The 24,951-nt window shown below is 63.7% G+C and carries 24 protein-coding genes; 8 read left to right on the forward strand and 16 right to left on the reverse strand.

Annotated elements, in window-relative coordinates:
- Nucleotides 1–23 precede the first annotated feature (23 nt).
- From QCE62_RS21690 to QCE62_RS21705, 4 genes are read left to right on the forward strand one after another with little or no spacing between them, the layout of a single operon-like run.
- Nucleotides 24–926 carry a dihydrodipicolinate synthase family protein gene (locus QCE62_RS21690; RefSeq protein ID WP_309818210.1) on the forward strand — a complete coding sequence of 301 codons (903 nt, stop codon included), beginning with the start codon at nucleotides 24–26 and terminating at the stop codon, nucleotides 924–926.
- Nucleotides 923–1,921, forward strand: coding sequence for a 4-hydroxyproline epimerase (locus QCE62_RS21695; protein WP_309923076.1), 999 nt, complete (start codon nucleotides 923–925; stop codon nucleotides 1,919–1,921). The genes QCE62_RS21690 and QCE62_RS21695 overlap by 4 nt, the downstream gene beginning before the upstream one ends.
- Nucleotides 1,922–1,933: 12 nt before the next feature.
- Nucleotides 1,934–3,169, forward strand: coding sequence for an amidohydrolase family protein (locus tag QCE62_RS21700; protein WP_309923078.1), 1,236 nt, complete (start codon nucleotides 1,934–1,936; stop codon nucleotides 3,167–3,169).
- 50 nt (nucleotides 3,170–3,219) lie between these two features.
- Nucleotides 3,220–3,930, forward strand: a complete 711-nt coding sequence (locus QCE62_RS21705) for a GntR family transcriptional regulator (RefSeq protein WP_309923080.1) — start codon at nucleotides 3,220–3,222, stop codon at nucleotides 3,928–3,930.
- On the opposite strand, the gene QCE62_RS21710 is transcribed toward QCE62_RS21705, so the two are convergent.
- The 5 genes from QCE62_RS21710 to glcC all read right to left on the reverse strand — a co-directional run bounded on the left by QCE62_RS21710 (nucleotide 3,917) and on the right by glcC (nucleotide 9,707).
- Nucleotides 3,917–4,357 carry an aconitase X swivel domain-containing protein gene (locus QCE62_RS21710; RefSeq protein WP_309923081.1) on the reverse strand — a complete coding sequence of 147 codons (441 nt, stop codon included), beginning with the start codon at nucleotides 4,355–4,357 and terminating at the stop codon, nucleotides 3,917–3,919. The genes QCE62_RS21705 and QCE62_RS21710 overlap by 14 nt on opposite strands.
- Nucleotides 4,344–5,597 carry an aconitase X catalytic domain-containing protein gene (locus tag QCE62_RS21715; protein ID WP_309923082.1) on the reverse strand — a complete coding sequence of 418 codons (1,254 nt, stop codon included), beginning with the start codon at nucleotides 5,595–5,597 and terminating at the stop codon, nucleotides 4,344–4,346. Before QCE62_RS21715 ends, QCE62_RS21710 begins: the two co-directional genes overlap by 14 nt.
- Nucleotides 5,598–5,673: 76 nt before the next feature.
- The gene (gene dld, locus QCE62_RS21720; RefSeq protein ID WP_309923084.1) at nucleotides 5,674–7,404 is read right to left on the reverse strand and encodes a D-lactate dehydrogenase; all 1,731 of its coding nucleotides are present in this window, start codon (nucleotides 7,402–7,404) and stop codon (nucleotides 5,674–5,676) included.
- Between the two features lie 7 nt (nucleotides 7,405–7,411).
- Complete coding sequence (locus tag QCE62_RS21725) at nucleotides 7,412–8,725, reverse strand: MFS transporter (protein WP_309923086.1); 1,314 nt, start codon at nucleotides 8,723–8,725, stop codon at nucleotides 7,412–7,414.
- 214 nt (nucleotides 8,726–8,939) lie between these two features.
- On the reverse strand, nucleotides 8,940–9,707 hold the full coding sequence (glcC, locus tag QCE62_RS21730; RefSeq protein ID WP_309818218.1) for a transcriptional regulator GlcC: 768 nt from the start codon (nucleotides 9,705–9,707) through the stop codon (nucleotides 8,940–8,942).
- A 237-nt stretch (nucleotides 9,708–9,944) separates the two neighbouring features.
- Between glcC and fae the strand changes: the two genes are divergently transcribed.
- Entirely contained in the window at nucleotides 9,945–10,478 is a 534-nt protein-coding gene (fae, locus tag QCE62_RS21735; protein WP_309923088.1) for a formaldehyde-activating enzyme, read from the forward strand.
- Nucleotides 10,479–10,514: 36 nt separating this feature from the next.
- On the opposite strand, the gene QCE62_RS21740 is transcribed toward fae, so the two are convergent.
- Both QCE62_RS21740 and QCE62_RS21745 read right to left on the reverse strand, forming a co-directional pair.
- Complete coding sequence (locus tag QCE62_RS21740; RefSeq protein WP_309923090.1) at nucleotides 10,515–10,991, reverse strand: transcriptional regulator; 477 nt, start codon at nucleotides 10,989–10,991, stop codon at nucleotides 10,515–10,517.
- Entirely contained in the window at nucleotides 10,988–11,299 is a 312-nt protein-coding gene (locus QCE62_RS21745) for a DUF6516 family protein (protein ID WP_309923092.1), read from the reverse strand. Before QCE62_RS21745 ends, QCE62_RS21740 begins: the two co-directional genes overlap by 4 nt.
- A gap of 431 nt (nucleotides 11,300–11,730) precedes the next feature.
- Here QCE62_RS21745 and katG point away from each other — a divergent pair, with 431 nt between their 5' ends.
- Both katG and QCE62_RS21755 read left to right on the forward strand, forming a co-directional pair.
- On the forward strand, nucleotides 11,731–13,998 hold the full coding sequence (katG, locus tag QCE62_RS21750; protein WP_309923094.1) for a catalase/peroxidase HPI: 2,268 nt from the start codon (nucleotides 11,731–11,733) through the stop codon (nucleotides 13,996–13,998).
- A 150-nt stretch (nucleotides 13,999–14,148) separates the two neighbouring features.
- Nucleotides 14,149–14,964, forward strand: a complete 816-nt coding sequence (locus tag QCE62_RS21755; protein ID WP_309923096.1) for an isocitrate lyase/phosphoenolpyruvate mutase family protein — start codon at nucleotides 14,149–14,151, stop codon at nucleotides 14,962–14,964.
- Here QCE62_RS21755 and QCE62_RS21760 read toward each other — a convergent pair.
- The 5 genes from QCE62_RS21760 to QCE62_RS21780 all read right to left on the reverse strand — a co-directional run bounded on the left by QCE62_RS21760 (nucleotide 14,945) and on the right by QCE62_RS21780 (nucleotide 19,313).
- The gene (locus QCE62_RS21760) at nucleotides 14,945–15,421 is read right to left on the reverse strand and encodes an NUDIX domain-containing protein (RefSeq protein ID WP_309923098.1); all 477 of its coding nucleotides are present in this window, start codon (nucleotides 15,419–15,421) and stop codon (nucleotides 14,945–14,947) included. The two genes, QCE62_RS21755 and QCE62_RS21760, sit on opposite strands and share 20 nt — an antisense overlap.
- Complete coding sequence (locus QCE62_RS21765) at nucleotides 15,418–16,716, reverse strand: adenylosuccinate synthetase (RefSeq protein ID WP_309923100.1); 1,299 nt, start codon at nucleotides 16,714–16,716, stop codon at nucleotides 15,418–15,420. The genes QCE62_RS21760 and QCE62_RS21765 overlap by 4 nt, the downstream gene beginning before the upstream one ends.
- Nucleotides 16,717–16,726: 10 nt before the next feature.
- Nucleotides 16,727–17,398, reverse strand: coding sequence for an HAD hydrolase-like protein (locus tag QCE62_RS21770; RefSeq protein WP_309923102.1), 672 nt, complete (start codon nucleotides 17,396–17,398; stop codon nucleotides 16,727–16,729).
- Nucleotides 17,395–18,489 carry a hypothetical protein gene (locus QCE62_RS21775; RefSeq protein ID WP_309923103.1) on the reverse strand — a complete coding sequence of 365 codons (1,095 nt, stop codon included), beginning with the start codon at nucleotides 18,487–18,489 and terminating at the stop codon, nucleotides 17,395–17,397. Before QCE62_RS21775 ends, QCE62_RS21770 begins: the two co-directional genes overlap by 4 nt.
- Before the next feature lie 68 nt (nucleotides 18,490–18,557).
- Nucleotides 18,558–19,313 carry a HisA/HisF-related TIM barrel protein gene (locus tag QCE62_RS21780; protein WP_309923105.1) on the reverse strand — a complete coding sequence of 252 codons (756 nt, stop codon included), beginning with the start codon at nucleotides 19,311–19,313 and terminating at the stop codon, nucleotides 18,558–18,560.
- Nucleotides 19,314–19,560: 247 nt separating this feature from the next.
- Between QCE62_RS21780 and QCE62_RS21785 the strand changes: the two genes are divergently transcribed.
- Nucleotides 19,561–20,907, forward strand: coding sequence for a pyridoxal-dependent decarboxylase (locus QCE62_RS21785; RefSeq protein WP_309923107.1), 1,347 nt, complete (start codon nucleotides 19,561–19,563; stop codon nucleotides 20,905–20,907).
- Between the two features lie 3 nt (nucleotides 20,908–20,910).
- Here the strand turns inward: QCE62_RS21785 and QCE62_RS21790 are convergent, their stop codons facing one another.
- The 4 genes from QCE62_RS21790 to QCE62_RS21805 form a co-directional block, all read right to left on the reverse strand.
- Nucleotides 20,911–21,789: an isocitrate lyase/PEP mutase family protein gene (locus QCE62_RS21790; protein ID WP_309818230.1), complete on the reverse strand. Its 879-nt coding sequence runs from the start codon at nucleotides 21,787–21,789 to the stop codon at nucleotides 20,911–20,913.
- A 34-nt stretch (nucleotides 21,790–21,823) separates the two neighbouring features.
- Nucleotides 21,824–23,251, reverse strand: a complete 1,428-nt coding sequence (locus QCE62_RS21795; RefSeq protein WP_309923109.1) for an MFS transporter — start codon at nucleotides 23,249–23,251, stop codon at nucleotides 21,824–21,826.
- An 83-nt stretch (nucleotides 23,252–23,334) separates the two neighbouring features.
- A complete protein-coding gene (locus QCE62_RS21800) occupies nucleotides 23,335–24,021 on the reverse strand; it encodes a GntR family transcriptional regulator (RefSeq protein WP_309923110.1) in 687 nt (228 codons plus the stop codon).
- A 105-nt stretch (nucleotides 24,022–24,126) separates the two neighbouring features.
- On the reverse strand, nucleotides 24,127–24,942 hold the full coding sequence (locus tag QCE62_RS21805; RefSeq protein ID WP_309923112.1) for a cytochrome c: 816 nt from the start codon (nucleotides 24,940–24,942) through the stop codon (nucleotides 24,127–24,129).
- Between the last annotated feature and the right edge of the window lie 9 nt (nucleotides 24,943–24,951).

The following is a 24,951-nucleotide window of genomic DNA, read 5'->3' on the forward strand; positions in this document are numbered from 1 at the left end:
TCACATCCACTGGAGGAGCAAACATGCAAGTGAACTGGAAAGGTGTCTTCCCCGCTGTCACGACCAAGCTGAAGCAGGACGGTTCGCTGGATCAGGAGGCTATCGTCAGCGGGCTGAACCGGCTGATCGAGAGCGGTGTCGGCGGGGTGGTGATGATGGGCATGGTCGGCGAGAACGCCCAGCTCACGCCGGACGAAAAGCGCACGGTGCTGAAGATCGCGGTCGAGACGGTGAAAGGGCGCGTGCCGGTCATCTCGGGCCTCGCGGAACTGAACACGGCGAACGCCATGCAGTTCGCGAAGGATGCGGAAGCGATCGGCGTGCAGGGCCTCATGGTGTTTCCCGGCCTGACGTATCGCTCGGACGATCGCGAGACCGTGGAGTATTACCGCTCGATCGCGCGTTCGACGCGCCTCGGCCTGATGATCTACAACAATCCGCGCGGCTATGGCGTCGACATGCGTCCGGACCTGCTCGCCCAGCTCGCCGACGAAGCGAACGTCGTCGCGATCAAGGAAGAGACCTACGACACGACCCGCGTGACCGATCTCTATGCGCGCTTCGGTGATCGGTTCGTCGTGTTCTGCGGCGTGGATGACCTGATCGTGGAATCGGTCGCGCTCGGCGTCACCGGCTGGGTGTCGGGCATGGCGAACGCGATGCCGAAGGAATCCGTCGCGCTGCTGAATCACGCCGTCAACGGCGAGTACGACAAGGCGCGCGCGCTGTACCGCGCGCTGATCGACCTGTTCCATCTCGATACGCACGTCAAGCTCGTGCAGTACATCAAGCTCGCGGAGAACATTACAGCCGGCTATCCGGAATACGTGAAGGCGCCACGCCTGATGCTGGAAGGCGAGGAACGCCAGCGGACCATCGAGATCGTGGAGAAGGCGATCGCCAGCGTGCGGGCGCTCGAGCAATGAAGTCCACGTTCTTCTGCATCGACGGACACACTTGCGGCAATCCGGTGCGCGTGGTCGCGGGCGGCGCGCCGCCGCTCGAAGGCGCGAGCATGATCGAACGGCGCGCGCATTTCCTGCGTGAGTTCGACTGGATCCGCACCGCGCTGATGTTCGAGCCGCGCGGCCACGAAGTGATGTCCGGCAGCATTCTCTATCCGCCGACGCGCCCCGATTGCGATCTCGCGATTCTCTTTATCGAGGTGAGCGGCTGCCTGCCGATGTGCGGACACGGCACCATCGGCACGGTCACGACGGCAATCGAGAACGGACTCGTGCGGCCGCGCGAACCGGGCGTGCTGCGGCTCGACACGCCCGCCGGCGTGGTCATCGCGCGTTATCGGATGAACGGCGAGCATGTGGATTCGGTGCAGCTCGTCAATGTGCCGTCCTTCCTGCATTCGCAGGATCTTTCGGTGGACGTGGACGGTCTCGGCGAGATTTGCTTCGACGTGGCCTACGGCGGCAACTTCTACGCAATCGTCGAACCGCAGCGTCACTACGAAGGCTTGCACACGCTGAAGCCTTCGGATATCCAGCGTTTGAGCCCGGTGCTGCGGCAGCGCGCCAACGAGAAGTACCGCTTCGTGCATCCTGAAAACGAAGCAATCAACGGCCTCAGTCACGTGATGTGGACCGGCGAGCCCACCGTGACCGGCGCCAGCGCGCGCAACGCGGTGTTCTACGGCGACAAGGCCATCGACCGTTCGCCGTGCGGCACCGGCACGTCGGCGCGCATGGCGCAGCGGGTCGCGAAGGGCCAGTTGAAGATCGGCGAACGCTTCGTGCACGAGAGCATCATCGGCACGCTGTTCGAAGGCGTGCCGATGCAAGCGGCGCGCGTCGGCGAATACGACGCCATCGTGCCGGCCATCGAAGGCTGGGCGCGCGTGACGGGCCACAACACGATTTTCGTCGATGACCGCGATCCGCTCGCGCACGGCTTCCTGCTCAAGTAACCGGAGAGATTCATGCTGATCCTGAAGAATGCCCGCGTGCTCGACGCCGATCACGAACGCGACGACGGCCGCTATTCCATCGTCATCGACGGCGGCACGATTCGTGAAGTCACACGCGAGCCGGTGGACGCGGGCGGCGCGGAAGTGATCGATGTCGGCGGCAAGACGGTGATGCCCGGCATGATCGATTGCCATGTGCATGTGATCGCGTCGGTCGCGCATCTCGGCAACAACAGCCGTCTGCCGAACACCTTCGCCGTGCTGCGCGCGGTACCGATTCTCGCCGGCATGCTGAACCGCGGCTTTACCACCGTGCGCGATGCGGGCGGCGCGGACTATGCACTGTCGCGCGCCGTGGAGGAAGGCGTGATCGCGGGGCCGCGCCTGTTCGTCGCGGGCAAGGCGCTCTCGCAGACCGGCGGACACGGCGACTTCCGCGAACGCTTCGACAACTCGGACCCCGATCCGTGCGGCTGCAATCGCAACATGGGGGCGATCGGGCGCGTGGTGGACGGCGTCGATGAAATGCGCAAGGCCGTGCGCGAAGAAATGCGCGCGGGCGCGAATCACATCAAGATCATGGCGTCGGGCGGCGTGGCGTCGCCCACCGATCCGATCGGCAACCTGCAATTCTCCGTCGATGAAGTGAAGGCCGCCGTCGAGGAAGCGGAGTCGCATCAGACCTATGTGATGGCGCATGCCTATACGCCCAAGGCGATTGCGCGGGTCGTGCGGCTCGGTGTGCGGACCATCGAGCACGGCAATCTGATCGACGAGGAAGCCGCCGACGCCATGCTCGAACACGGCGCCTATGCCGTGCCCACGCTCGTCACGTATGACGCGATGGCCCGCGTCGGCGCGCAAATGGGTCTCGGCGAGGATACGCTCGCGAAGAACGAGTCGGTGCGCAAGCGTGGTCTCGAAGCCGTCGCGATGCTGCACAAGCGTGGCGTGAAGATGGGCCTCGGCTCGGACCTGCTCGGCGACATGCATCAGTTCCAGAGCGATGAGCTGTCGATTCGCGCGGAGATCGTTGGCGCGTTCGAGGCGATTCGCCAGGCGACGGCCATCGGCGCGGAGATCGTCAACATGAAGGGCAAGCTGGGCGTCGTGGCGGCGGGTGCGTTCGCGGACTTGCTGGTCGTGGACGGCGATCCGTTGAAGGACATTCGCGTGCTGACGGGGCAGGGCGAGCGCATCGCGGGCGTGATGAAGCAGGGCGTGTGGGTGCGGGAGACCTTGCGCTGAGGCCGCGTGCCAAAATGCCACCTTTAATCGACATCGCATAGCGGAAACACATGTCTTCAGCCGTGACTCCACTCCGCCGCCGCGCCGAAGTGCCCGATTCCGGCGACACCACGCGCAGGATCGTGCGCACGACGACGGTCGAACTCGTCACCACGGCGCTGCGGCAGCGCATCCTGTCCGGCGATCTCGCGCCCGGCGAAGTGCTGCGTCAGGAAGCGCTCGCCGACGAACTCGGCGTGAGCCGCGTGCCGGTGCGCGAGGCCATCACGCGGTTGGTCGGCGAAGGCTTGCTGACCAAGGTTCCGCACAAGGGCGCGTATGTGGCGGAGTTGTCGATCGGGGAAGTGCAGGAGACGTTCGAGATCCGGCTGAGGCTGGAGCCGTGGCTGTTTTCTCAGGCCATTCCGCATATCAGCGACGCCGAGATCGCGCGGGCCGAAAAGCTCGTGAACGAGATGGATCAGGCCGAATCGGGCATGTGGGGCCAGTTGAACTGGCGTCTGCACGAGACGCTCTATCTGCCCGCCGGGCGCGACATCACCTTGCAGATGCTGCGCGGGCTGCACGACCGCAGCGACCGCTATTTTCGTTTTCAGGTCGTGCAGGTGCCGATCCGCGAGCAGTCGCACGACGAACACATGAATCTCGTCGAAGCATGCCGGAAGCGCGATGCCAAGCTCGGCGCGAAGCTGCTCGAACAGCACGTGAAGACGGCCGCGCAGCAGATCATCGCGGTGGTCGAAACCATCATGGCGCGATGAGGCGGACGCGCGCGGGCAGTGCGGCGTCGCGGGCGTCGATGTCGATCTCCATGTGATCGGGCGCTGCCGCGATCTGCGCGAACGCGGCTTCATCGACCATCACGACGGGGACGTGCTTCGCATAGAGCTCGTTCGCGACGATGGCGCCGATCGACAGGATCAGGTCGCGCTCGGTCAGCACGATGCCGACCGGTCCGGTGCCGTTGCGCACGGCTTCCGCCAGCACGCTGCTGCTCGAACTCGACCCGCGTGCACGCGGCATCACGAGGATGCGCGCCGCGAGGCTCGTGCCGTGACCTGCGTGCGTGGCATCGACGATCACGCCGCGCGCCGCGTCATAGCCGCCCCAGAAACTCAGCGGCGGCAACGCAATGCTTGCCGCGCGCGCGTGGCCCGGAACCAGGGCGATTGCTTCAAATGCTTTCATCGAACCACACCTGTCCTTCGAAGGCCGAGCGCACGCATTCGCTCATGCTGCCGAACGCCACCGTCACGCCGATGTTCGCGGGCGCGTAGTGCGCCCATTTGCCGGAATTGGTCATCACGAGCCCCGTCACCTGCTTCATGACCGGCGTGATGTACGTGCAGGTATCCACGACGATCTGCACGCCGCGCTCGCCGAGCGTCTGCGCGATGCCGTCCTGCTCGAGTTGCCACAGCACGAAACGGCTCGTATTGACGTAGAAATCGCTGCGCGGCTTGCCTTCGTGACGGTCGAACAATGCGGCGAGCGTACGGAATTCTTCGACGGAAAAGTGCGGCGTACCGAGACTCACGGCGGCCAGCGCATCGCCGGGCCGTGCGCGGCTCCAGCGTGCGCGCACCGCCGCGAGATCCGCCGCGCTCACACGCAGCGTGCGCTCGGGCGCGCGGCCTTGCAGTGCGGCGTCGAGCGTCGCGGCTTCCGGCGTGATGCCGACCGCATGGAACAGCGCCACCGAACCGCTCGATGCCGCCGCTGCGCCGAGCGCCTTCAGTTCGTCTTCGGTGGTGTCGGCGGGAAGGCCGGTGATCGCGGCGACCGTCGCACCCACTTCGCCGCCGAGCACGAAGCCGAGCGCGGCGAAGTGCGCGTCGCGATGCGGCGATGCGCTCACGTCCGGCGCCTCGATCACGACGCGCGCCGCGCGATTCTCCGTCACATGCAGTCCCGCATGTGGCACGCGGCCGGTGATGGCGGCGGCGAGATCGAGGAAGTCGCCATAGCGGCTCGTGCGCGCGCCGAGCACCGAATTGGCGAACACGATGGCATTGGATTCGGCCCAGGCAATCTGATCGCCGAGTTTCGGCCGATGCCGCAGTTGATACGGCGCGCACGTGAAGCTCGCCTCGCAGCCGAGTTCGACATGCGCCTGCATCAGCCGCGTGCCCGCGCGGGCGAGTTCGGCGTCGCCGCGAAACAGTTCGGGATGAATCAGATCGAGCGAGCCGACGTTGAGCGTAGTCGGCACGGACACTTTCGCGCCGCTCGCGACGAAGCGTTCCACGAAGTCGAGACTGGCCGCGCCGTGATAGAGACAGCCGTCGATGTGCGCCGACGTGATGTCGATCAACGCGCGGGCGTCCATGACGCGAGCCGTCGCGGCGACGATGCGCATTGCGAGCGCCACGCCTGCGCCGAAATCGCCGTTGAGCATCGCGCGGTCGCGCGGACTGAGAGTGAGCATCGAGCGAAACGAAGTGAAGAGGGTCCGCGTCAGGATAGCGGATTTGCGCCCCGTTCTCAAAGCAAGTCCGCGACCTTTACTCCCGATATGCCGCGAACTTCGAAGTCTTGCCGATGCCCGGATTCAGGCAGTTGCACGGATCGAGCTTGCGATAAAACTCGGCGAGCTGCGGCTTCGCTTCGTACAGATGCCCGACATTGTGCTCGGCCGGATATTCGGCGCCGCGTTCATCGAGCAAGGCGAGCATCTCGTGTTCGAGCGCCATGCAGTCGTGGCCCTTCGCGACGATATAGTCCTGATGGAACACGTGACACAGGAAATGTCCGTAATACAGCTTCCGCAGGATCGGCTGCTCGATCGGCCGCGGCAACTGTTCGAACCACGCGCGATCGTCGCGGCGCAGGGCGATGTCGAGCGCAACGATATCCTCCACCTCCCGATGATGCACCGCGCGATAGCGCACCGCCGCACTCGCCGCCGCGAAGCGATGCAGGAAGGCGCGGCGGCCTTCGTCGTCGGTACATTCGAAGTACGCGCCGGTACGCTCGTCGCTCGCGAAGTGCTGCTCCAGATACGCGCGCGCCTCCGCGACGCCGGCCGCCGGAACCTTCAGCATCAGGTGATGCGCATAACGCTCGCGAAAGTCCAGCAGACGCGCGGGCAGATGCTCCGGCAGACGCTCGCTGAACCATTGGAGCAGACGGTCCGTCAGGTGCTTCGGCATGAAGCCGAAGCGCTCGAACCAGGCATCCGCGCGCGTCTTGAGATTGAAGAACAGCGGCAGACGGCCCGTGCCGAACCGGTCGATGATGACGAACAGATCCTTGCCGTAGCGGCGCGCGACATCGAACGCATCGCGGTGCAGATATTCGCCTGCCACCGGCAGATGTTTGAAATTCGCCAGCACGTGCCGCCGCAGGCGGGTCAGCACGGCGGTATCGTCGGTGCCGATGTAGAAGACCTGCGCGCCGCGTTCGGCCGCGAAGGTGTCAAGCCGCACCGCGAAGGTCATCACCTTGCCCGCCGAACCCGACGCTTCGAACAGCCGTCGCGGGTCAGCGTTGAAGCGCGCGGGCGTGGGCGCATCGACGTCGCGGACGTGCGTCGCATAGTCGTGATCCGAGGCCGCGGCGCCTGCGTGGACATCGGCGTCGCTGAACGCACCGCTCTCGATACGCGCCAGGATCTCTTCCGGCGCGCCGCCGAGTTCGATGCCGAGGTGATTGACGAGGCGCGGCAGGCCCGAGGCATCGACGACGGCGAACAGCGCCATTTCCGTGTAGGCCGGTCCGCGATGCACGAGCGAGCCGCCCGAGTTATTGCTGATGCCGCCCAGCACCGACGCCCCGATGCACGATGAGCCGATTACCGAATGCGGTTCGCGTCCGAGCGGCTTGAGCGTGGTTTCGAGCTGATCGAGCGTCGTGCCGCCGATGCACACCACCTGGCTGCCGCCCTTGAGCAGATGCACGCGCCGGATGCGCGTCGTGCTGACGATCACGATGTCGCGGTCATAGCCGTCGCCGTCGGGCGTCGAGCCGCCGGTCAGCCCGGTATTCGACGCCTGCGTGATGACGATGGCGCGCGCCGCGCAGCATGCGGCGAGAGCGTGCCATTGTTCCAGCAGCGTGCCGGGGCGCACCACGGCCAGCACGCGACCGGCGCCGAAGCGATAGCCGGTGCGGTAGCGGCGGGTTTGCGCATCGCCGGTGAGCACGTTGCGCGCGCCGACGATCTCGCCGAGCGAAGCCAGCAAACTCTTGCCGGCGTGCGCGAACGGGACGGAGGTCTGGGCCGTATCGGACATGGCGGTCTCAAGCCTCTTTCGGGCCGGGGGCGGCGGCAGGGGAACCGGCCGTTGCACGCTGCGTGAGCGTCAACAGCGCGCCCAGCAACAGCGCCGCGGCAACCACGGCAAGGCCGGCGTTCGTGCTGTGCGTGACGTCCTTCATCCAGCCGATGATCGACGGGCTGACGAAACCGGCCAGATTGCCGATGGAATTGATCATCGCGATACCGGCTGCGGCAGCGGTGCCCGTCAGCACGCTGCTCGGATAGGTCCAGAAGACCGGCATCATCGAGAGCACACCGGCCGTGCCGAGCGAAAGCGTGAGCATCGCGAGCATCAGGTTGCCGGTGTGCAGCGTGCTCGCATAGAAGCCCACGGCGGCGGCGAGTGCAGCGACGGCAAGATGCCGGCGCCGTTCGTTGCGACGGTCCGAACTGCGGGCCACGAGCGTCATCACGACGATCGCGACCGCGTAGGGAATGGCGGTGAGCAGGCCGACATCGAAGGCATCCTTGACGCCGGCGGCCTTGATGAGCGTCGGCAGGTAGAAGCTCACGCCGTACAGGCCCATCATGCAGCAGAAGTAGATCGCCGCCAGATGCCACACGCGGCCGTTGGTCAGCACGCTTTTCAGCGAGTGATCGGCGTGTTCGGGGGTGTCGCGCGAGATGTTGTCTTCGAGAAGCAGCTTTTGATGCTCGTCGAGCCACGAGGCCGCGCGGATCCCGTTGGGCAGCATGAACAGGGTCAGCACGCCGAGCAGCAACGAAGGAATGGCTTCGAGCAGGAAGAGCCATTGCCAGTTGGCGAGCCCGTGGACGCCGTTGAACGCCGCCATGATCCAGCCGGACAGCGGGCCGCCGAGCACGCCGGCGACCGGAATGCCCATCATGAAGAGCGCGTTCATGCGGCCGCGTCGCGTGGAGGGATACCAGTACGTCAGATACAAGACGATGCCGGGAAAGAAGCCGGCCTCGGCGACGCCCAGCAGGAAGCGCAGCGTGTAGAACATGGTTGGCGTCCTGACGAACAGCGAGGCCGCCGATACCAGCGCCCAGGTGATCATGATGCGGCTGATCCACACGCGCGCGCCGACGCGATGCAGAAGCACATTGCTCGGCACCTCGAACACGAAATAGCCGATGAAGAAAATGCCCGCGCCGAGTCCATAGACCGATTCGCTGAACTTCAGGTCGTTGAGCATCTGCAGCTTCGCAAAGCCGACATTGACGCGATCCAGATAGGCGGCGACATAGCAGATGAAGAGGAACGGCAGCAGACGCCAGGTCACTCTGGCGTACGTGGCGTTTTCGAAGGTGGGGGTAGATTGTGGCGTCATCGCGTGTCTCCTGGTGCGTGTGCGACGTGTGCGGACTTGCGCCGCAACTGAGTGGCTGACGCGCATTGTTCCGCGACCGCACGAGGCTGTCGAGACACCGGACCAGTGGTCCGACCAGTTATTGTTGGCGTGCCAGAGGGGCTGGATCGCCGTGTTCAATCAGGACGCGGCTGAGCGAATTTCCGCACGGCAATGCGGCGCGCGTGCTGCCGGGCTACTGCCAGCCTTTCAGCCGCAGCGTCGCCCGCACGAGGCGCTGTTCCTCCGCCTCGATCTCGCGCAGGCAGGCCGTGGTGGTATCGATATGCGTGCTCGCGGCCTTGCGCGCGAGTTCGGGCTGCTTGCCGAGCACGGTCTTGTAGAGGCGGGCGTGCTGCTTGTCGATGACCCGCTTCTCGGCCGCGCGGTGATAGAGGTTGTTGACCGACGCGAAGACCGAGCTCAACAGCAGGTCGGTCAGGGAGCTGAGCGTGTGGACCAGCACGGGATTGTGCGAAGCCTCGCAAATGGCGAGGTGAAAGTTGTAGTCGAGCTGGGCGCGCTTCGACTCGCCGATCTCGCTCTCGTTGGCGGCAAGCATCTCTTCGTAACGGCGCGTGATGAGCGCGAAATCCGCCTGGGTGCCGCGCAATGCGGCGAGTCGGGCCGATTCGGCTTCGAGCATCGCGCGCACCTCGAAGATGTCGTAGAGCGTGCGGGGCTGCGAGCCGAGCAGATGCATCATCGGCGTGAGCGCGGGCTGCGTCGTGAGCGCGGCGACGAACGAGCCGCGTCCGTGCGAGGTCTCGATGATGCCCCGCGTGCGCAGCACTTTCAGCCCTTCGCGCACCGCTGAGCGCGACGCGCCAAGCTTCACCGTCAGCCGCCGTTCGGACGGCAGCGCCTGACCCGGCTTCAGGACGCCATCGACGATCAGGCTTTCGATACGTTCCGCCACGACGTCCGCGATCTGCGACGCGTCTTCCGGATGGGATGGATGCATGGCATGTCTCACTGGTCCGACCACTTGAAGCACTCTAGCATGGGTCATGCGGGACGAGCATCGATCAGCGCGATCGGCTGAATCTCAGTCAATCTGTCACGCCGCGCGGACAGTGTGTCCCTGCGGACAGACCGAACACAGCGCCGCGCCTTGTCCGGGCGCAATGGCACCGTACTTGCATGAGGGTGGCCCCTTGATCGACCGAATCTTTACTCCGTCCTGAAAGGAGAAGTCTTCATGAATCCGGATCTGACCTTCCGCGCCGGCGAGGCCACCGTGCTTGCCGCTCCCGGACAAACCACCGATGCGATGCCGGAAATATTGATTGGCCGGGTGGACGGTCCCGTGGGTCACGCCTTTGCGAACATGATGGCGCAGTCGAAGGGACACACGGCCATGTTCGCCATTCGCGCGTGCAATCAGATGGTCCGCCCCGCGACCATGATCGTGCCGAAAGTGACGCTGAAGGACATGGCGAACATCGACCTGTTCGGCGGTGTGGTGCAGTCCGCGACGGCGGATGCCGTGGTCGATTGCCTGATCGAAGGCATCTTGCCTAAGGACCAGGCCAACGACCTGTGCATCATCAGTCTGGTGTGGATCGACCCGCGTTGCGCAACGGACGCGAACCTCGACAAGAAGGACATGTACCGCACGAACTACGAAGCCACCAAACTGGCTATCCAGCGCGCGATGAACAACGAGCCGAGCGTCGACGAGCTCATTGCGAACCGCCACAGCATCAAGCACGACATGGACGACTGGAGTTAGTCCGAAGCCATCGCGCGGCGCTCGTCATGCAGCGGCTCAGCGGCCTCCTGCCGCGCGTGTTTCCTTCTTGCGCAGAGCGGCTTCCTTGCGCGGACCGGGCGACGCGTTCACGGCCTCCGCCGGCAGCGCCGCAGCGAGTGTCTGAGCCGCGGAAGCGGCGGGCTGGGTGAGATCCGCTGTTTTCAAGGTGAAATTGACATGCACCGTGTCATAGGGAAACACGATGCCGCCGCTCTCGTCATGTTCAAGCAAGCCGGTTTCGAGCAGCGCCTTGACGTCGCCGTGAACGCCTTTCACGTCGCGTTCGATACGCCGCGACAGTTCGCGGATGGACATGGCGCCCGCGCCGGTCATGGCGCGGATGATCTGCCAGCGCGACGTGGTGAACGTGCGGAACAGCAGTTCGGGGGTGGCATAGGAGAAGTGCGCGCCCTGAGCCTTGCCGGCGGCTGTGGCCTGTGCGCGTTTCATGACGTCGTCGAGGGACGACACGCTTATCGTGACGGTCTTCATGGTCTTGACCTCCATCTCTGCAAGATTTCCATATCCGTCCTGAAATCGGCCAGCAGCTGATTCAGTGAGGAAAATTCATAAGGCGACCCGGTATTCGTGAAATGACGGTGGTCACCCTTGCGACGCTCGTTGTCGTAGCGCAGCACGCACACGTTCCGCGCGACGAACGCAAGCCTGTACTTCCACGAATGCGAGCATCCCGGAACCGGCACAGGAACTTGCCAGATCTTCATTTCAACGAGCGAGTCTGGCGAGAGCTCATGGCGCTCGCCAAGGATCAGAATGGCTTTGCCTTTGCTGTTGGACATTGTGACAACACCTTGTTGTGTTGTCAAAACTTCCAACGTTTGCCGGCTGCGCACCATTTGCCGGACGGCGGACTTGACGAAGCATGAGGATCGAGGCTCGCACGGTTCGTCATGCCGGGGCCGTCATACGCTGCTAGACTGAAAAGCTCGTTGCGGAGGCGCTCACGCATCCCGCAGCGCAGCATCAGCAAGCCGTGAACGGGTGGCGAGCCTATAGCCGGCCCCTATCGGCCGCATTGCGAAAATCGCATTCTATTGATGGTGGCTGTCACGTATTTTCTGAAATACGGCAGGACCGGCGGTCATGCGAACTCCGCATTGCCGCACGCATCGATTTCATTCACGGGTGCGGGGCGGATTCCCCGGACCCGACGTCAAGGCAGGAGCACAGCAGAACAATTAGTGGGACCGTCCTCGCAAGGAGATAGCGCATGTCAAACGAATCGAAGTGTCCGTTTACTCATGCCGCCGGTACCGGCACGACGAACCGTGACTGGTGGCCCAGGCAGCTACGCGTAGATCTGTTGAATCAGCACTCCGGCAATTCCAATCCACTCGATACCGGCTTCAACTATGCCGAAGCCTTCAAGAGTCTCGATCTCGCCGCGGTCAAGAAAGACCTTGCCGCATTGATGACCGACTCGCAGGAGTGGTGGCCCGCCGACTTCGGCCACTACGGTCCGCTCTTCATTCGCATGGCGTGGCATAGCGCGGGTACCTACCGCATCGGCGATGGCCGGGGAGGCGGTGGCCGCGGCCAGCAACGTTTCGCGCCGCTCAACAGCTGGCCCGACAACGTCAGTCTCGACAAGGCCCGTCGCCTGCTCTGGCCGATCAAGCAGAAATACGGACAGAAGCTTTCCTGGGCCGACCTCATCATCCTGACCGGCAATGTCGCGCTGGAAACCATGGGCTTCAAGACCTTCGGCTTCGCCGGCGGTCGCGAGGACACGTGGGAGCCGGATCAGGACGTCTATTGGGGCAATGAAAAGACCTGGCTCGGCGGCGATGTGCGCTACGGCAAGGGAGCAGCCGGCAATGACGACGACCAGGGCGTCATCACCGCCGACGTACAGAAGCACGGCGAGGAAGAAAGCCGGACCGACGGCGGCCGCAATCTCGAAAATCCGCTCGGCGCGGTGCAGATGGGCCTGATCTACGTCAATCCGGAAGGCCCGGACGGCAATCCGGATCCGCTCGCCGCCGCGCACGACATTCGCGAGACCTTCGCGCGCATGGCGATGAACGATGAGGAAACCGTCGCGCTGATCGCGGGCGGACATACCTTTGGCAAGACGCACGGCGCGGGTCCGGCCGACAACGTCGGTCCCGAGCCGGAGTCCGCCGATCTCGAAAACATGGGCCTCGGCTGGAAGAACAGCTTCGGCAGCGGCAAGGGCGCGGACACCATCACGAGCGGTCTCGAAGTGACCTGGACCACGACTCCGACGAAATGGGGCAGCGGTTTCTGGGAAAACCTCTTCGGCTACGAATGGGAGCTGACCAAGAGCCCGGCCGGCGCGAATCAATGGGTGGCGAAGGACGCGGGCGAAACCGTTCCGCATGCGTACGACGCGTCGAAGAAGCTGAAGCCGACGATGCTGACCACCGACCTGTCACTGCGCTTCGATCCGGAATACGCGAAGATTTCAAAGCGCTTCTGGGAGAACCCCGACCAGTTCGCCGATGCCTTCGCGCGCGCATGGTTCAAGCTGACGCATCGCGACATGGGACCGAAGGCCCGCTATCTCGGACCGGAAGTGCCGCAGGAAGAACTGCTGTGGCAAGACCCGATTCCGGCCGTCGATCATCCGCTCGTGACCGATCAGGAAGTCGCGGCGCTCAAGCAGAAGGTGCTGGCGTCGGGGCTGTCGGTGGCGGAACTGGTGTCGACGGCATGGGCGTCGGCGTCCACGTTCCGGGGCTCGGACAAGCGCGGCGGCGCGAACGGCGCGCGCATCCGGCTTGCGCCGCAGAAGGACTGGCAGGTCAACGAGCCCGAGCAGCTGGCGAAGGTGCTGAAGTCGCTCGAAGGCATTCAGGGCGAATTCAACGGCGCGCAATCCGATGGCAAGCGCATCTCGATGGCCGACCTGATCGTGCTGGCGGGCGGCGCAGCCATCGAGAAAGCGGCGGAGCAGGCCGGGCACAAGGTGAACGTGCCGTTCACGCCGGGCCGCATGGATGCGTCGCAGGAGCAGACCGACGTCCTCTCGATGTCGGCGATGGAACCGGTCGCCGACGGCTTCCGCAACTACGTCAAGGACGGCATCCGCGTGCCGGTCGAGGCGCTGCTGATCGACAAGGCGCAACTGCTGACGCTGAGCGCGCCGGAGATGACCGCGCTCGTGGGCGGACTGCGGGCGTTGAAGGTGTCATCGGGGAACGGCGCGCACGGCGTCTTCACCGACAAGCCCGAAGCGCTGACCAACGACTTCTTCGTCAACCTGCTCGACATGAACACGGAGTGGCAACAGATGTCGTCCCGCCGCGATGTGTTCGAAGGCCGCGATCGCAAGTCGGGGCAGCGCAAGTGGACCGGCAGCCGCGTCGATCTGATCTTCGGCGCGCATTCGGTGCTGCGGGCGTTGTCGGAGGTGTATGCCAGCGCGGACGGCCAGGCGAAGTTCGTCAATGACTTCGTTGCCGCGTGGAGCAAGGTGATGGATCTCGACCGCTACGATCTGAAGAAGAGTTGAAGACGAGTTGAGGAAGTAAGCGCAGGCCGGCATCCGGCGTGACGAACGGCGACCTTCCCAGGTCGCCGTTTTTCATGGCGGGCGCGTTGATGCCGGAGAGGGTATTGTCTACGCTCACGCTCACGCTCGCACATCGATAGGAGACACGTCATGCCCCGCACCACCGCCGAGAAGCGCGCGGCCTTTCGCGCGCTGCACGAATCGGGCTGCTTCATGCTGCCCAATCCCTGGGATACAGGTTCCGCGCGCTATCTCGAAACGCTTGGTTTCAAGGCGCTCGCGACGACGAGTTCCGGCTTCGCCTGGTCGTGCGGGTACGCGGACAATCACGTCTCGCGCGATGACGTGCTGGCGCACCTGCGCGAGATCGTCGCCGCGACGGACCTGCCCGTGAACGCCGACTTCGAAAGCGGTTTCGGCGCGACGCCGGCCGAGGTCGCGGAAAGCGTCAGGCTGGCGGTGGCGACGGGCGTCGCGGGTTTGTCGATCGAGGATTCGACTGGCGATGAAGCCGCGCCGTTGTTTGCCATCGAAGTCGCGGTGGAACGCATGCAGGCGGCGCGGCGCGCGATCGATGAAACGGGCGGCGATACGCTGCTCGTCGGGCGCGCGGAGAATTTCTTCGCCGGCAAGCCCGATATCGACGACGCCATCGCGCGTCTCAAGGCTTATTCCGCAGCGGGCGCCGATTGTCTCTACGCGCCCGGCATCAAGACGCGCGAGCAGATCGAGGCCGTGGTGCGGGCCGTCGCGCCGAAGCCGGTGAATCTCCTGATCGGCGGCGTGTCCGACTTCACGCTGGATCAGGTCGCGGCGCTCGGCGTGCGGCGCGTCAGCGTGGGCGGCGGACTGGCGCGCGCCGCGTGGGGCGGTTTCATGCGCGCGGCGCAAGGTCTCGTCGACGGCCGTTTCGACGGATTCAAGGACGCCGCCGCGGGCAACGATCTCAACGCGATCTTTCGCTGAGCGCCAACAGGACGCGGTGCGCGTGCAAAGGGTGCGCCGCTTCGACGATGTCGAGCGGCGCATCGAAGCGAAGGCCGGGTTCCAGCGCGAGCGGGATCAGCCAGCGCAGGTTGGGAATGACGCTGTCCGGCAGCGCGTCGACCGGGAAGATGCCGATCTCCTCGGATTCGCCGCGCCGCGCGGAAAACGCCTCGGCGCTGCTCGTGAAGAAGAAGTCGATCCTGTATGAACCGGGCCTGACAAGTCGCACGTAGTTGATCCAGTCGTCAGGCGTCGAGGCGACCATTGCTTCTTCCATGAACTCGCGCGCCATGGCGTCGGCGGCGGTTTCGCCCGGCTCGACCTTGCCGCCCACGCCATTCACCTTGCCGCGCTGCCATTCGGGCTTCAGCTTGGACACCAGCACGACGTGGCGCTTGCACTCGGAGAACATGAATCCGGTGACGTACTCGATCATGCGCTCAGCTCGGCAATTGCCAATGGATGATGGCTGCCGATCCTGATGGTTTCGCTGCGGTCGGCGCCGTAGGAAACGAAGCGGATCTTCGCGGACAGGTGCGACTGGATGAAACCAAGGTAATGCCTGAGTTCGGCGGGAAAGTCATCGACTGAATCATATCGGCCGGTCAATGGCGGCCAGCCAGGCAAACGCTCATAGACCGGTTCGACGTCCTCGAATTGCACCAGCGCCTCATTCGCCGACACCGCGCGTCCATTCAGGCTATAGCCGGTGCAAACCGTTATCTCCTTCATGCCGGCCAGCACGTCCACATTGGTGATGGCGATTTCCGTCACGCCTGCCAGCCTGACCGCATGATCGACCAGCGGCAGATCCAGCCAGCCGCATCGTCTGGGCCGCTTCGACACCGTGCCGTATTCGTGGCCTCGCTCGCGAATGTAATTCGCGCGCTCATCGTCGAGTTCCGTGGGAAACGGCCCGTTGCCCACCCGGATCATATAAGCCTTCATGACGCCTAGCACATGCATCTTGTGCGCAGGGATGCCCATCATGCCGAAGCAGTTCTGCGGCAAGGTCTGATAGGCCACCGTATAGGGATACGTGCCGAATGCGCAGTCCAGAAAGGCCGCCTGCGATGTTTCGAGCAACACGCCTTCGTTAGCCGCCAGTGCTGCGCTGATTTTTTCGTCGGTGAAACACTCGTAGTGTCTGACGGACTTGCCGAGTTCGAGAAGCTTGTCGAACTCGCAATCGAATTCGAGGTCCAGCGTGCCCCCGAATACCTGTTCGATCTGTTTCTTCCGGATATCCCACAGCAATGAAAGCCGCTGCCGCAGCGTGTCGGGATTCCGCGTGTCGATCAGCCGGATGCCGTGCCGGTTCGACTTGTCCTCGAAACACGCGCCCACGCCGACGCCGACCGAACCAATCTTCTTCGCGCCCTTGAAGTTCTCAGACGCCCGGTTCAACCGGGCGTGAATCGGCAACACGATATGACAGCGGGGGTCGATATGAATCTTGTTGTCGGGGTGGACGGACTCGATATAGGCGATTTCGCGTTCCAGGGTTTCGAGACTGAGCAGCGAACCCTGGCATACATAAAGTTCCTTCGCGCCTTCGAGCGTGGCGGGAATCTGCGAGAACGCGGCCTTGGTTTCACCGACATTCACCGTGTGTCCGGCATTCGCGCCGCCGTTGAAACGGGCGATATGCTTGTAGCGCCGCGAAAGATAATCGACGAACTTGCCCTTGCCTTCATCCCCGAATTGCAGGCCCATTACAGCATGAAACATGAATGACTTCCTAAAGAGATTGATCCAGCGCGATCGCGTCGGCGAACGTCGCGGCTTGCATCAGGGAATGAGAGACAGGTACGCCAACTTGTGAAAGGCGTTCATGGCTATGGGTCCCCGATGAATACAGAACAGCGTGAACACCGGCAGCGCGCGCGGCCAGTGCGTCATCGATCGAGTCGCCGATCACGACAATTGCACCGGCCTCGACGCCATGCGTTTCTTTCAGCAAATCGATGTGCGCGACCAGGTGATCGAGCTTGCCATTGCGCGTAAGCGGAAGATCTCGTCCGTGAACGTAGCAAAAGTACGCATCGATTTCGAAACGGCGGATCATGCCGGCAAGCACGGGGTGTTTGAGCAGCGAGCAGATGGATTGACTCGTCCGGCTCGCGATAACTTCGCGTGCATCGTGAGCCAATGGCGCGAGATGAATCGCATCCCGATAGTAATCGTTGAAGATCACGCCGATGGCATCGAGTTCGGCATCCAGAATTTCTCTTCCGAGAATGCTGCTGTAGAAATCATGTACCGGGACGCAGTAGAGAGCGCGGTAGTCTTCGAGCGATAACTCGCCAAGCTTGAAGTGTCGCAGTGCGCGATTGGTGGCTTCCAGGGCAATGCTCACATCGTTCAATAACGTACCGTTCCAGTCCCAGACAATATGTGCTTCGTTATTCATTGCATCTTGCTATGTGTGCAGGAACACGACTGGACGAGTGCGAAGAACCCGGCCGGCGCGCACGGGCGGTTTTTCAACGTCGCCATATCGTGTCTCGACTGTTCCATGGAGACCGGCATCGCACCGATATCGTCGACGAGCGACAGCAGCGATGTCGAGAAATCGGCCCATTGGTCGAGCGTCGTGTGGTAGAGATTCGAATCCTCAGCGACAGGAAATTTCCTGAGCAAGCGGTGATGTCTGAAACTCCAGGGAGAGAGCGTTTCGAGCCGCTGCGCATCGAAAATGGCTTCGTCATGCTGATAGCCCGTGACGCGAAGCATCTTTTCCCAGTGCAGTTCCGCAGCCCAGGGCCCGACTACCGCGTCAGGCGCCGCATTCAGGATCTCTTCGGCCCGGTTCAATGTATTGCCCGTGCCGCAGTTATCGTCGATGAGACGAATTCTCTTGCAATGGGCAGTACTGCTTCCCCAGATCATGTCCGAATTGTTTTCGGAGTCATCGTAAGCAGAGAGTTTCAGGAAGTTCAGTTGCGCGTCATGAATGGCCGCAAGCAACGCAGCCGGCGCACCGCCGCCCAGCAAAATGCCGATGCAGCAATCCCACTCCGCCTCCCGTGAAAACATGCCGGCCGAGATCGACAGTGCGTGATTGTCGCCTTCGAGAAACACCCGAGGCACCGAATCCAGTACTTCGCGCGGCATGGCATCTCTGGAAAAGCGCGCGGTGGGCGGCACATGCGACGAACCGAGAAGCAGCGCCACCAGTTGTCCGGCGTATTCCTTGATTGCATCGATGAGTGGAATGATCGCGTCATTGCTGATCCGCTTTGTCAGACACGCATCAAGCATTCTCAGCAACTTGTTCAGAAGGTGATCGGCGAGAATGTAGCGGGCGGGGCGGGAGCACAGGTTGTTATCGCATTCGAGGTTCTCGTTGATTGCAGAAAGGACGAGGATTTCTTCCAGCAGGTCGCGGCCGCTCGCCGTTCGATAATAGTTTTTCGAGCGCGATGCCATGCCGCTGTCGTGCGTGCCGATCAGCGCTGGAAAATCTCGCACATCGCGGTGAATCAGATCGAGCTCGTGCAAGCCTCCTCTCATGTCACCGAGGAGGCCGAACGTGGACAGGCTCGGGAAACGGCTCAGCCATGAACGGGTCATACGGTCGCAATCTGCCCTAGCTGTGCTTCGATCTCGCCGTACGACAGACTGCCGCAATGCAGCGCCTGCCCCAGCACCGTTCCTTCCACGCCAATAGCCTCGAGCGCGACGATATCCTCGATGCTCGACACGCCTCCGCCGGAAACGACGGGCTTGCAGGTTCTTTTCTTCATGGCTTCGAGCAGGCGAAGATTGGGGTGATTCATGGTTCCGCCCCGGTTCACGTCAGTCACCACGTAGCGCGGGCATCCGAGTTCATCCAGTGTCGCCAGTTTCGGCCACAAGTCTCCCGATTCGTCATTCCAGCCGCGGCTGGTCAGCGTATAACCGGAATCCGACTCGCGGACGTCCAATGCAATGGCAATCTTTTCGCCATATCGCCTGAAAAGACTTTCGCACCAATGCGGATTTTCGAGCGCCGCCGTACCGATATTGATCCGGGCGCATCCCGCGTCGATTAATTGGGCAACGTCAGTTTCAGTCCTGATTCCGCCACAGACCTGCACGTTGGCTTTAACCCGCTTCAATAGTTCGATGATCAGATGCCGGTTGTTTCCCTTGCCCGCGGCGGCATCCAGGTCGACCACGTGAATCCAGCGCGCGCCCGCGTCCTGAAAGGCAAGCGCCAGATCGACGGGACTGCCCAGCTGCTCTGCTTTCATGTCGTGACCGAGCGTGGCGGCAATCGCGGTTCGGGAAGTCAATGCATTCGAATCAACGACATCGACCGACGGATATAAAGTGAAATTCATGCTCCTCCTCGAAGTGTGCTTTTTCGAGAGATTCAATGGGATGACTGGCATCAAAAGGAATGAATCGAATCAAGGGTAAATATGAATTGAAAATATAGGCCGGAGTTATTTTGAGAGTAATCCAGAAGTAATCTGTTCATAGACAACCATCAACTATTAGCTGACTTCAGGCTGCAATCTGGCGATGCGCGCACGATCGGCGCGCGCAGGTGACAATGAACTTCTTTCCGACATAGCCAGGATTCGCATGGACGAACTCACGCTGCTTGCCGACGCCAACGACCGCGCCCGCCGCTATCTCGAATCCGCCGCCACGCGCCGCGTGTTTCCCGATGCCGCGGCACTCGCCGGCCTCGAAGCCTTCGACGAGCCCTTGCCCGATCACGGCCACCCGCCGTCCGATGGCCTTCGGCTGCTCGACGAAAAAGGCTCTCCCGCCACGGCGGTATCCAACGGCCCGCGATACTTCGGCTTTGTCGTCGGCGCGACGCTGCCTGCCGCTGCTGCGGCCGAACGGCTGATGCTGGCGTGGGACCAATGCGCGTCGTCGTTCGACAACTCGCCGGTCTCGGCGACCATCGAACGCATTGCCGCGCGCTGGGTCGTGGATGTACTCAGGCTGCCGGAGGGCAGCGCGGTCGGCTTCGGCACCAGCGCGACCGCCTGCACGATGGCGGCCATCGCCGCGGCGCGCCGGGCGTTGCTGGCGCGCAAAGGCTGGGACTTCGACGCGGACGGGCTGATCGGCGCGCCCGAAGTGAAAGTGGTGATCTCGGAGATGGCGCACATCACCGTCAGGAAGGCGCTGCGCATCCTGGGCTTCGGCATGAAGCGCGTGATCGTCGCGCCGGCGGACGAATACGGGCGCATCGATCCCGAACGCGTGCCGCCGCTCGACGACATGACCATCTTCTGCATGCAGGCCGGCGAAGTGAACACCGGCGAGTTCGATCCGTTCGCCATGCTCGTGCCGCACGCAAAAGCGGCGGGCGCGTGGGTACACGTGGATGGCGCATTTGGCTTGTGGGCGCGGGCGTCGTCGAAGGCGTTTCTGACGGACGGCATCGACGGCGCGGACAGCTGGACCACGGACGGCCACAAGTGGCTGAACACGCCTTATGACGGCGCCATGGTGATCTGCCGCGACGCCGCCGCGCTCGCGTCCGCGATGAACAGCGATGCCGTCTACCTGACCGGCGCGCCGGACGCGCAGAAGAACCTGACGCTGGAGTTCTCGCGCAGGCCGCGCGGCATTCCGGTCTGGGCGGCGTTGCGCTCGCTCGGGCGCGCGGGTGTCGCGACGATGATCGAGCGGCATTGCGCGCAGGCGTCACGAATCGCCGAGGGCTTGCGCGAGGCGGGCTACGAGGTGCTCAATCGTGTGGTGATCAATCAAGTGCTGGCGCGCGCCGCGACCGACGAGCAGACCGTCGCGATCCGTCAGGCGGCGCAGGCCTCCGGCGATACCTGGTTCGGCGCCACCGTGTGGCAGGGGCGGCCCGCGTTCCGGATCAGCGTGTCGTCGTGGCGCACGACCGACGAGCACGCGGACCAGCTGGTCACGCTGCTCGCCGATCTCAAGCGGCGCGTCTGAACTTCAATCCGCGTGTGCGCGATCGAAAGCCCAGACATCCGGGAAGCCCATCAGTTCGCACATCGCGGAGAACGGATACATCGCGTCCGCTGCGCTCTCCGTGTTCTTGCGGGCGAGGATCTGTCCGTACGCGTCCTTGAGCGCCTTCGCGGCGGTCAGGAAGCCCGTCGCCGGATAGATCGCCAGTGTGAAGCCGAGCTTCTGGAACTCGTCGGGCGCAAGCTGCGGCGTGCGTCCGCCTTCCACCACGTTCACCAGCAGCGGCTGGTCGAAGCTGCGGCCAATCTTCTCCAGTTCCTCGACGCTCTCCGGCGATTCGATGAACAGCACGTCCGCGCCCGCCTTCGCGAATGCTTCGGCGCGGCGCAGCGCTTCATCGAGACCGAGCGAGGTGCGCGCATCGGTACGCGCGATGATCTGGAAGTTGCTGTCGCTGCGGCTTTCCGCGGCGACCTTGATCTTGCGCACCATGTCTTCCAGCGGAATCACGCGACGGCCCGGCGTGTGGCCGCACTTCTTCGGGAACTCCTGGTCTTCCAACTGAATGCCCGCCGCGCCCGCCTGCTCATAGCCGCGCACCGTATGCGCGACGTTGAGCAGGCCGCCGTAGCCGGTGTCGCCGTCGCAGATCATCGGCGTATTCGTGCCGCCGCAGAAGGCCGCGACGCGGTTGACCATGTCGGTGTAGGTGGCGAGGCCCGCGTCCGGCAGGCCGAGGTACGACGCCACCGTGCCGAAGCCGGTCATGTACAGGCATTCGAAGCCCATGGAATCGGCCATCTTCGCGGAGATCATGTCGAAGATGCCCGGCGCGGTGACGAGGTCCTTGCGCGCGAAACGCGCTTTCAGCGCCTGGCGCTTGCTTTCGTGTGTGACGCTCATGAGGTCTTCCTTTCGTGACGATGTGAAGTAAGGATCAGCGCTGCGATTCGTGCGAAAGCGGCGAGCGGGCGAGCGGGTCGCCAGGTTCGAGCGACGGCGCGATGTCTTCCAGCGAGCGCCGGTTCGTCTCGATGCCGAATACCGCCAGCACGACGGTCATCACGACCAGCGTGCCGATGATCATCGACAGCACGTCCTTGACGCCGCCCGCCGTGTACATCACGACGACGAGCTGCGGCGCGAAGATGCCCGTGATGCGTCCCGCGCAGCCCGCGATGCCGTTGGCGCGCATGCGGTTCTCGGTCGCGAACAGTTCGGGAATATACGTGGCGATGCCGAGCGCAACGAGCAGATAGGTGAGCGTGAACAGCAGGAAGCCGAGCAGCGTCGCCATCTCGACGCCGGTCGAATGTCCGTACAGCCAGCCGACCACCGCCGCCAGCGCCGAGACCACGATGAGCCCGTTCCTGCGGCCGATGCGGTCGGCGAGGAACACGCCGAGCAGCGCGCCCGCCGGTCCGCCGAGCGCCATCAGCGACGAATAGCCCAGCGACGACGCCATGCCGATGCCCTGTTTCATCAGGAAGGTCGGCACCCAGACGATGAAGCCGTAGATGACCATGTTGACCGCCACCTGTACGACGATGGACACGAAGGTGCGGCGAATCTGCGCCGGCCCGAAGAGTTCGAGCAGCGTGGTCTTGCGCGTGACGGTGCGGGGCACGTCGGCGATGGGCGGCAGCGGCGCGGCGCGCGACGACTCTTCCTCGGCGGCGCGCAGGATCGCTTCGGCTTCTTCGTAGCGGCCTTTCGATTCGAGCCAGCGCGGCGATTCCGGCATTTTCTTGCGGATCACCCACACGATCATCGCGCCAACGCCGACCATGGCGAACATCGCGCGCCAGCCAATCGACGGAATGATCAGGTAGCCGAGGAAGGTCGAGAAGAACAGCGCGGAATTCGTCATCAGCGACAGCATCGCCGACCACTTGCCGCGCACGGCGGGCGGCATGAATTCGCCGATCGAGCCATAGCCGACCACGATCTCCGCGCCCAGCCCGAGCCCCATGAAGAAGCGGCACACGATGAGCCACGTCATGTTCGGCGCGAAGGCGCCCGCGATCGAGGCCAGCCCGAAGACCGCGAGATTGAACTGATACGTGAACTTGCGGCCCTTCGCGTCGCCGAGCACGCCGGCCGCGAAGGCGCCGAGCAGCATGCCGATGAAGGTCGACGAGAGAAACGCGGCGTTCAGCTGCAGGTTCGACCAGCCCGTCTTGGTGAGCGCGCCGAGCACGCCGCCTGCGAGATAGACGTCGAACGAATCGAGAAACATGCCCGCGCCGATCAGCCATAGCACGCGCTTGTGAAAGCCGGAAATCGGCAGCCGGTCCAGACGCGGACCGGCATTGACGGTGCTGACGGTGGTGTCAGCGGTGGTGGTGCCTTCGGTGCCCGGCATGTCGTGTCTCCTCTGTCGTCCAAGCGACTTTTTCAACGACGGTTCATCAATGCTGTTGCTGCTCGACGGTCATGCGCGACGCGTCATGCGGATGCCGCATGCTCCCTGTCGTAACGGTCGAGCACCGCCTTTTCGGCGGCAAGAATATGGCAGCGCGTGATGGCTTCCGCCCACGAGACGTTGCGTTGTTCGAGCGCCATGACGATTTCGAAATGCTGGCGCGCGCTGCGTTCGCGGTCCGCGTCGCTATAGGTGTCGAAGGTCCACTTGATGAGCGGCGTTTCCTTCATCGACTTGAGCGAGCGGTCGAGCCGCGCATTGTTGGCGGCCGCCGTGATGATGGCGTGGAACTCGCCGTTGGCGGCGAACCAGGCCTCGCAGGATTCGGGCGTGGATGGATGCTGCGTGATGGCGAACATCGCGTCGGCCAGCGTTTTCAGATGCGCGATGTCCGGCGCACCGATCCCAAGCGCCGCGCGGCCCGTGAGATACGGCTCGACCAGCAGGCGCGCTTCAAAGATCTCGCGCGCATCCTGCAGCGTCCACGCCTTGACCCGTACGCCGTAGTTCGGGCGGGTTTCGACCCAGCCTTCGGCGTCGAGGCGGCGCAGCGCCTCGCGCACCGGTGTGCGGCTCACGCCGAGGCTGCGGGCAAGTTGCTCCTCGCGCAGATACTGGCCCGCGCCGTACTGGCCGCCGGCGAGCGCCTCCTTGATCGCGAGATAGACGTCGTCGGCCGAGCGCGCGGGTTCCGGCCAAGTTGTATGCAAAACTTGCTGAGATTCGGCCACATGACACCTTTTTCACGCGTTCTACGGGATCATTGTATGCAAAGTGAGCCGGTTGAACCGTGGGGGATTTCCCGCAGTGCCTGCTTACTTCCGGTGTTTTGCCATGTAGCCGAGATAGGCAACGAGGGCGTCGAGATCGCTGTCGCCGATGGCGTTCTGGTCGAAGGCGGGCATTTTCATGTCCTGCCACGCGCGGATCGACTTCGGATTGCGGATGAAGGATTGCAACACCCACGGCTGGAAATATTCGGTGGGGTTGTGCGGGAGATTGAGATCGGGGCCCATCGAGGCATCGCCGGCGCCGTTCATCTTGTGGCACACGATGCATTGCGTCACGAACACGGCCTGGCCGCGCCGGATGGGCGAATTTGCCGGCACGCTTCGATCGACCGCGAGTTGCGGCCAACGCGCGGCGAGCGTCGGCGCGACGCGGATCGAATCGACCTTGTAGGGCCATTGCTCGCTCGACACACCCGACAACGCCGGATCCAGCCACACGACATAGAACGGACCGATGTCGCCGCCTTCGGCCAGGCGCGGCCAGGGCGCGTCCGGCGTCTCGATGGCGAGCCACGGTTCCGCGCGCTTGCCGGGCTGGCCGAACAGCAGTTGCGGAGAAAGATGCGTGACGAAACCGTCGCTGGCGGTGATCTGGAGTTCCTGTTCCGCAGGCAGCGCGTTGATGCCGAGCAGCGCGCGCAAGGGCACGGCCCGATAGGTCATCGTGCGATGAAAGACGACGTCGTTCGGAACGTGGATGGTGGCGGCGTCGGGACGCGCGAGCAACTGCTCGGTCGTGAGCGAGCGCTCACCGCCGACGTTGATCGCCAGGCTCGCCGCCCACGATGCGGCACTGAAGCCCATCAGGCTCGCTAGAACGAGGACACGGCGCAGGTTCATCGCATGTCC

The organism is Caballeronia sp. LZ033 (assembly GCF_031451265.1).
Taxonomy (GTDB): Bacteria; Pseudomonadota; Gammaproteobacteria; order Burkholderiales; family Burkholderiaceae; genus Caballeronia.

Excerpts from the sequence above, each read along its gene's own strand:
- QCE62_RS21790 (WP_309818230.1), bottom strand. The coding sequence starts at position 21,789 with ATGAGCGTCACACACGAAAGCAAGCGCCAGGCGCTGAAAGCGCGTTTC.
- dld (WP_309923084.1), bottom strand. The coding sequence starts at position 7,404 with ATGTCCGATACGGCCCAGACCTCCGTCCCGTTCGCGCACGCCGGCAAG.
- QCE62_RS21690 (WP_309818210.1), top strand. The coding sequence starts at position 24 with ATGCAAGTGAACTGGAAAGGTGTCTTCCCCGCTGTCACGACCAAGCTG.
- katG (WP_309923094.1), top strand. The coding sequence starts at position 11,731 with ATGTCAAACGAATCGAAGTGTCCGTTTACTCATGCCGCCGGTACCGGC.
- QCE62_RS21715 (WP_309923082.1), bottom strand. The coding sequence starts at position 5,597 with ATGCTCACTCTCAGTCCGCGCGACCGCGCGATGCTCAACGGCGATTTC.
- QCE62_RS21770 (WP_309923102.1), bottom strand. The coding sequence starts at position 17,398 with ATGAATAACGAAGCACATATTGTCTGGGACTGGAACGGTACGTTATTG.
- QCE62_RS21760 (WP_309923098.1), bottom strand. The coding sequence starts at position 15,421 with ATGATCGAGTACGTCACCGGATTCATGTTCTCCGAGTGCAAGCGCCAC.
- fae (WP_309923088.1), top strand. The coding sequence starts at position 9,945 with ATGAATCCGGATCTGACCTTCCGCGCCGGCGAGGCCACCGTGCTTGCC.
- QCE62_RS21695 (WP_309923076.1), top strand. The coding sequence starts at position 923 with ATGAAGTCCACGTTCTTCTGCATCGACGGACACACTTGCGGCAATCCG.
- QCE62_RS21745 (WP_309923092.1), bottom strand. The coding sequence starts at position 11,299 with ATGTCCAACAGCAAAGGCAAAGCCATTCTGATCCTTGGCGAGCGCCAT.
- QCE62_RS21710 (WP_309923081.1), bottom strand. The coding sequence starts at position 4,357 with ATGAAAGCATTTGAAGCAATCGCCCTGGTTCCGGGCCACGCGCGCGCG.
- QCE62_RS21785 (WP_309923107.1), top strand. The coding sequence starts at position 19,561 with ATGGACGAACTCACGCTGCTTGCCGACGCCAACGACCGCGCCCGCCGC.
- QCE62_RS21725 (WP_309923086.1), bottom strand. The coding sequence starts at position 8,725 with ATGACGCCACAATCTACCCCCACCTTCGAAAACGCCACGTACGCCAGA.
- QCE62_RS21780 (WP_309923105.1), bottom strand. The coding sequence starts at position 19,313 with ATGAATTTCACTTTATATCCGTCGGTCGATGTCGTTGATTCGAATGCA.
- QCE62_RS21805 (WP_309923112.1), bottom strand. The coding sequence starts at position 24,942 with ATGAACCTGCGCCGTGTCCTCGTTCTAGCGAGCCTGATGGGCTTCAGT.
- QCE62_RS21740 (WP_309923090.1), bottom strand. The coding sequence starts at position 10,991 with ATGAAGACCGTCACGATAAGCGTGTCGTCCCTCGACGACGTCATGAAA.
- QCE62_RS21795 (WP_309923109.1), bottom strand. The coding sequence starts at position 23,251 with ATGCCGGGCACCGAAGGCACCACCACCGCTGACACCACCGTCAGCACC.
- glcC (WP_309818218.1), bottom strand. The coding sequence starts at position 9,707 with ATGCATCCATCCCATCCGGAAGACGCGTCGCAGATCGCGGACGTCGTG.
- QCE62_RS21765 (WP_309923100.1), bottom strand. The coding sequence starts at position 16,716 with ATGTTTCATGCTGTAATGGGCCTGCAATTCGGGGATGAAGGCAAGGGC.
- QCE62_RS21700 (WP_309923078.1), top strand. The coding sequence starts at position 1,934 with ATGCTGATCCTGAAGAATGCCCGCGTGCTCGACGCCGATCACGAACGC.
- QCE62_RS21705 (WP_309923080.1), top strand. The coding sequence starts at position 3,220 with ATGTCTTCAGCCGTGACTCCACTCCGCCGCCGCGCCGAAGTGCCCGAT.
- QCE62_RS21755 (WP_309923096.1), top strand. The coding sequence starts at position 14,149 with ATGCCCCGCACCACCGCCGAGAAGCGCGCGGCCTTTCGCGCGCTGCAC.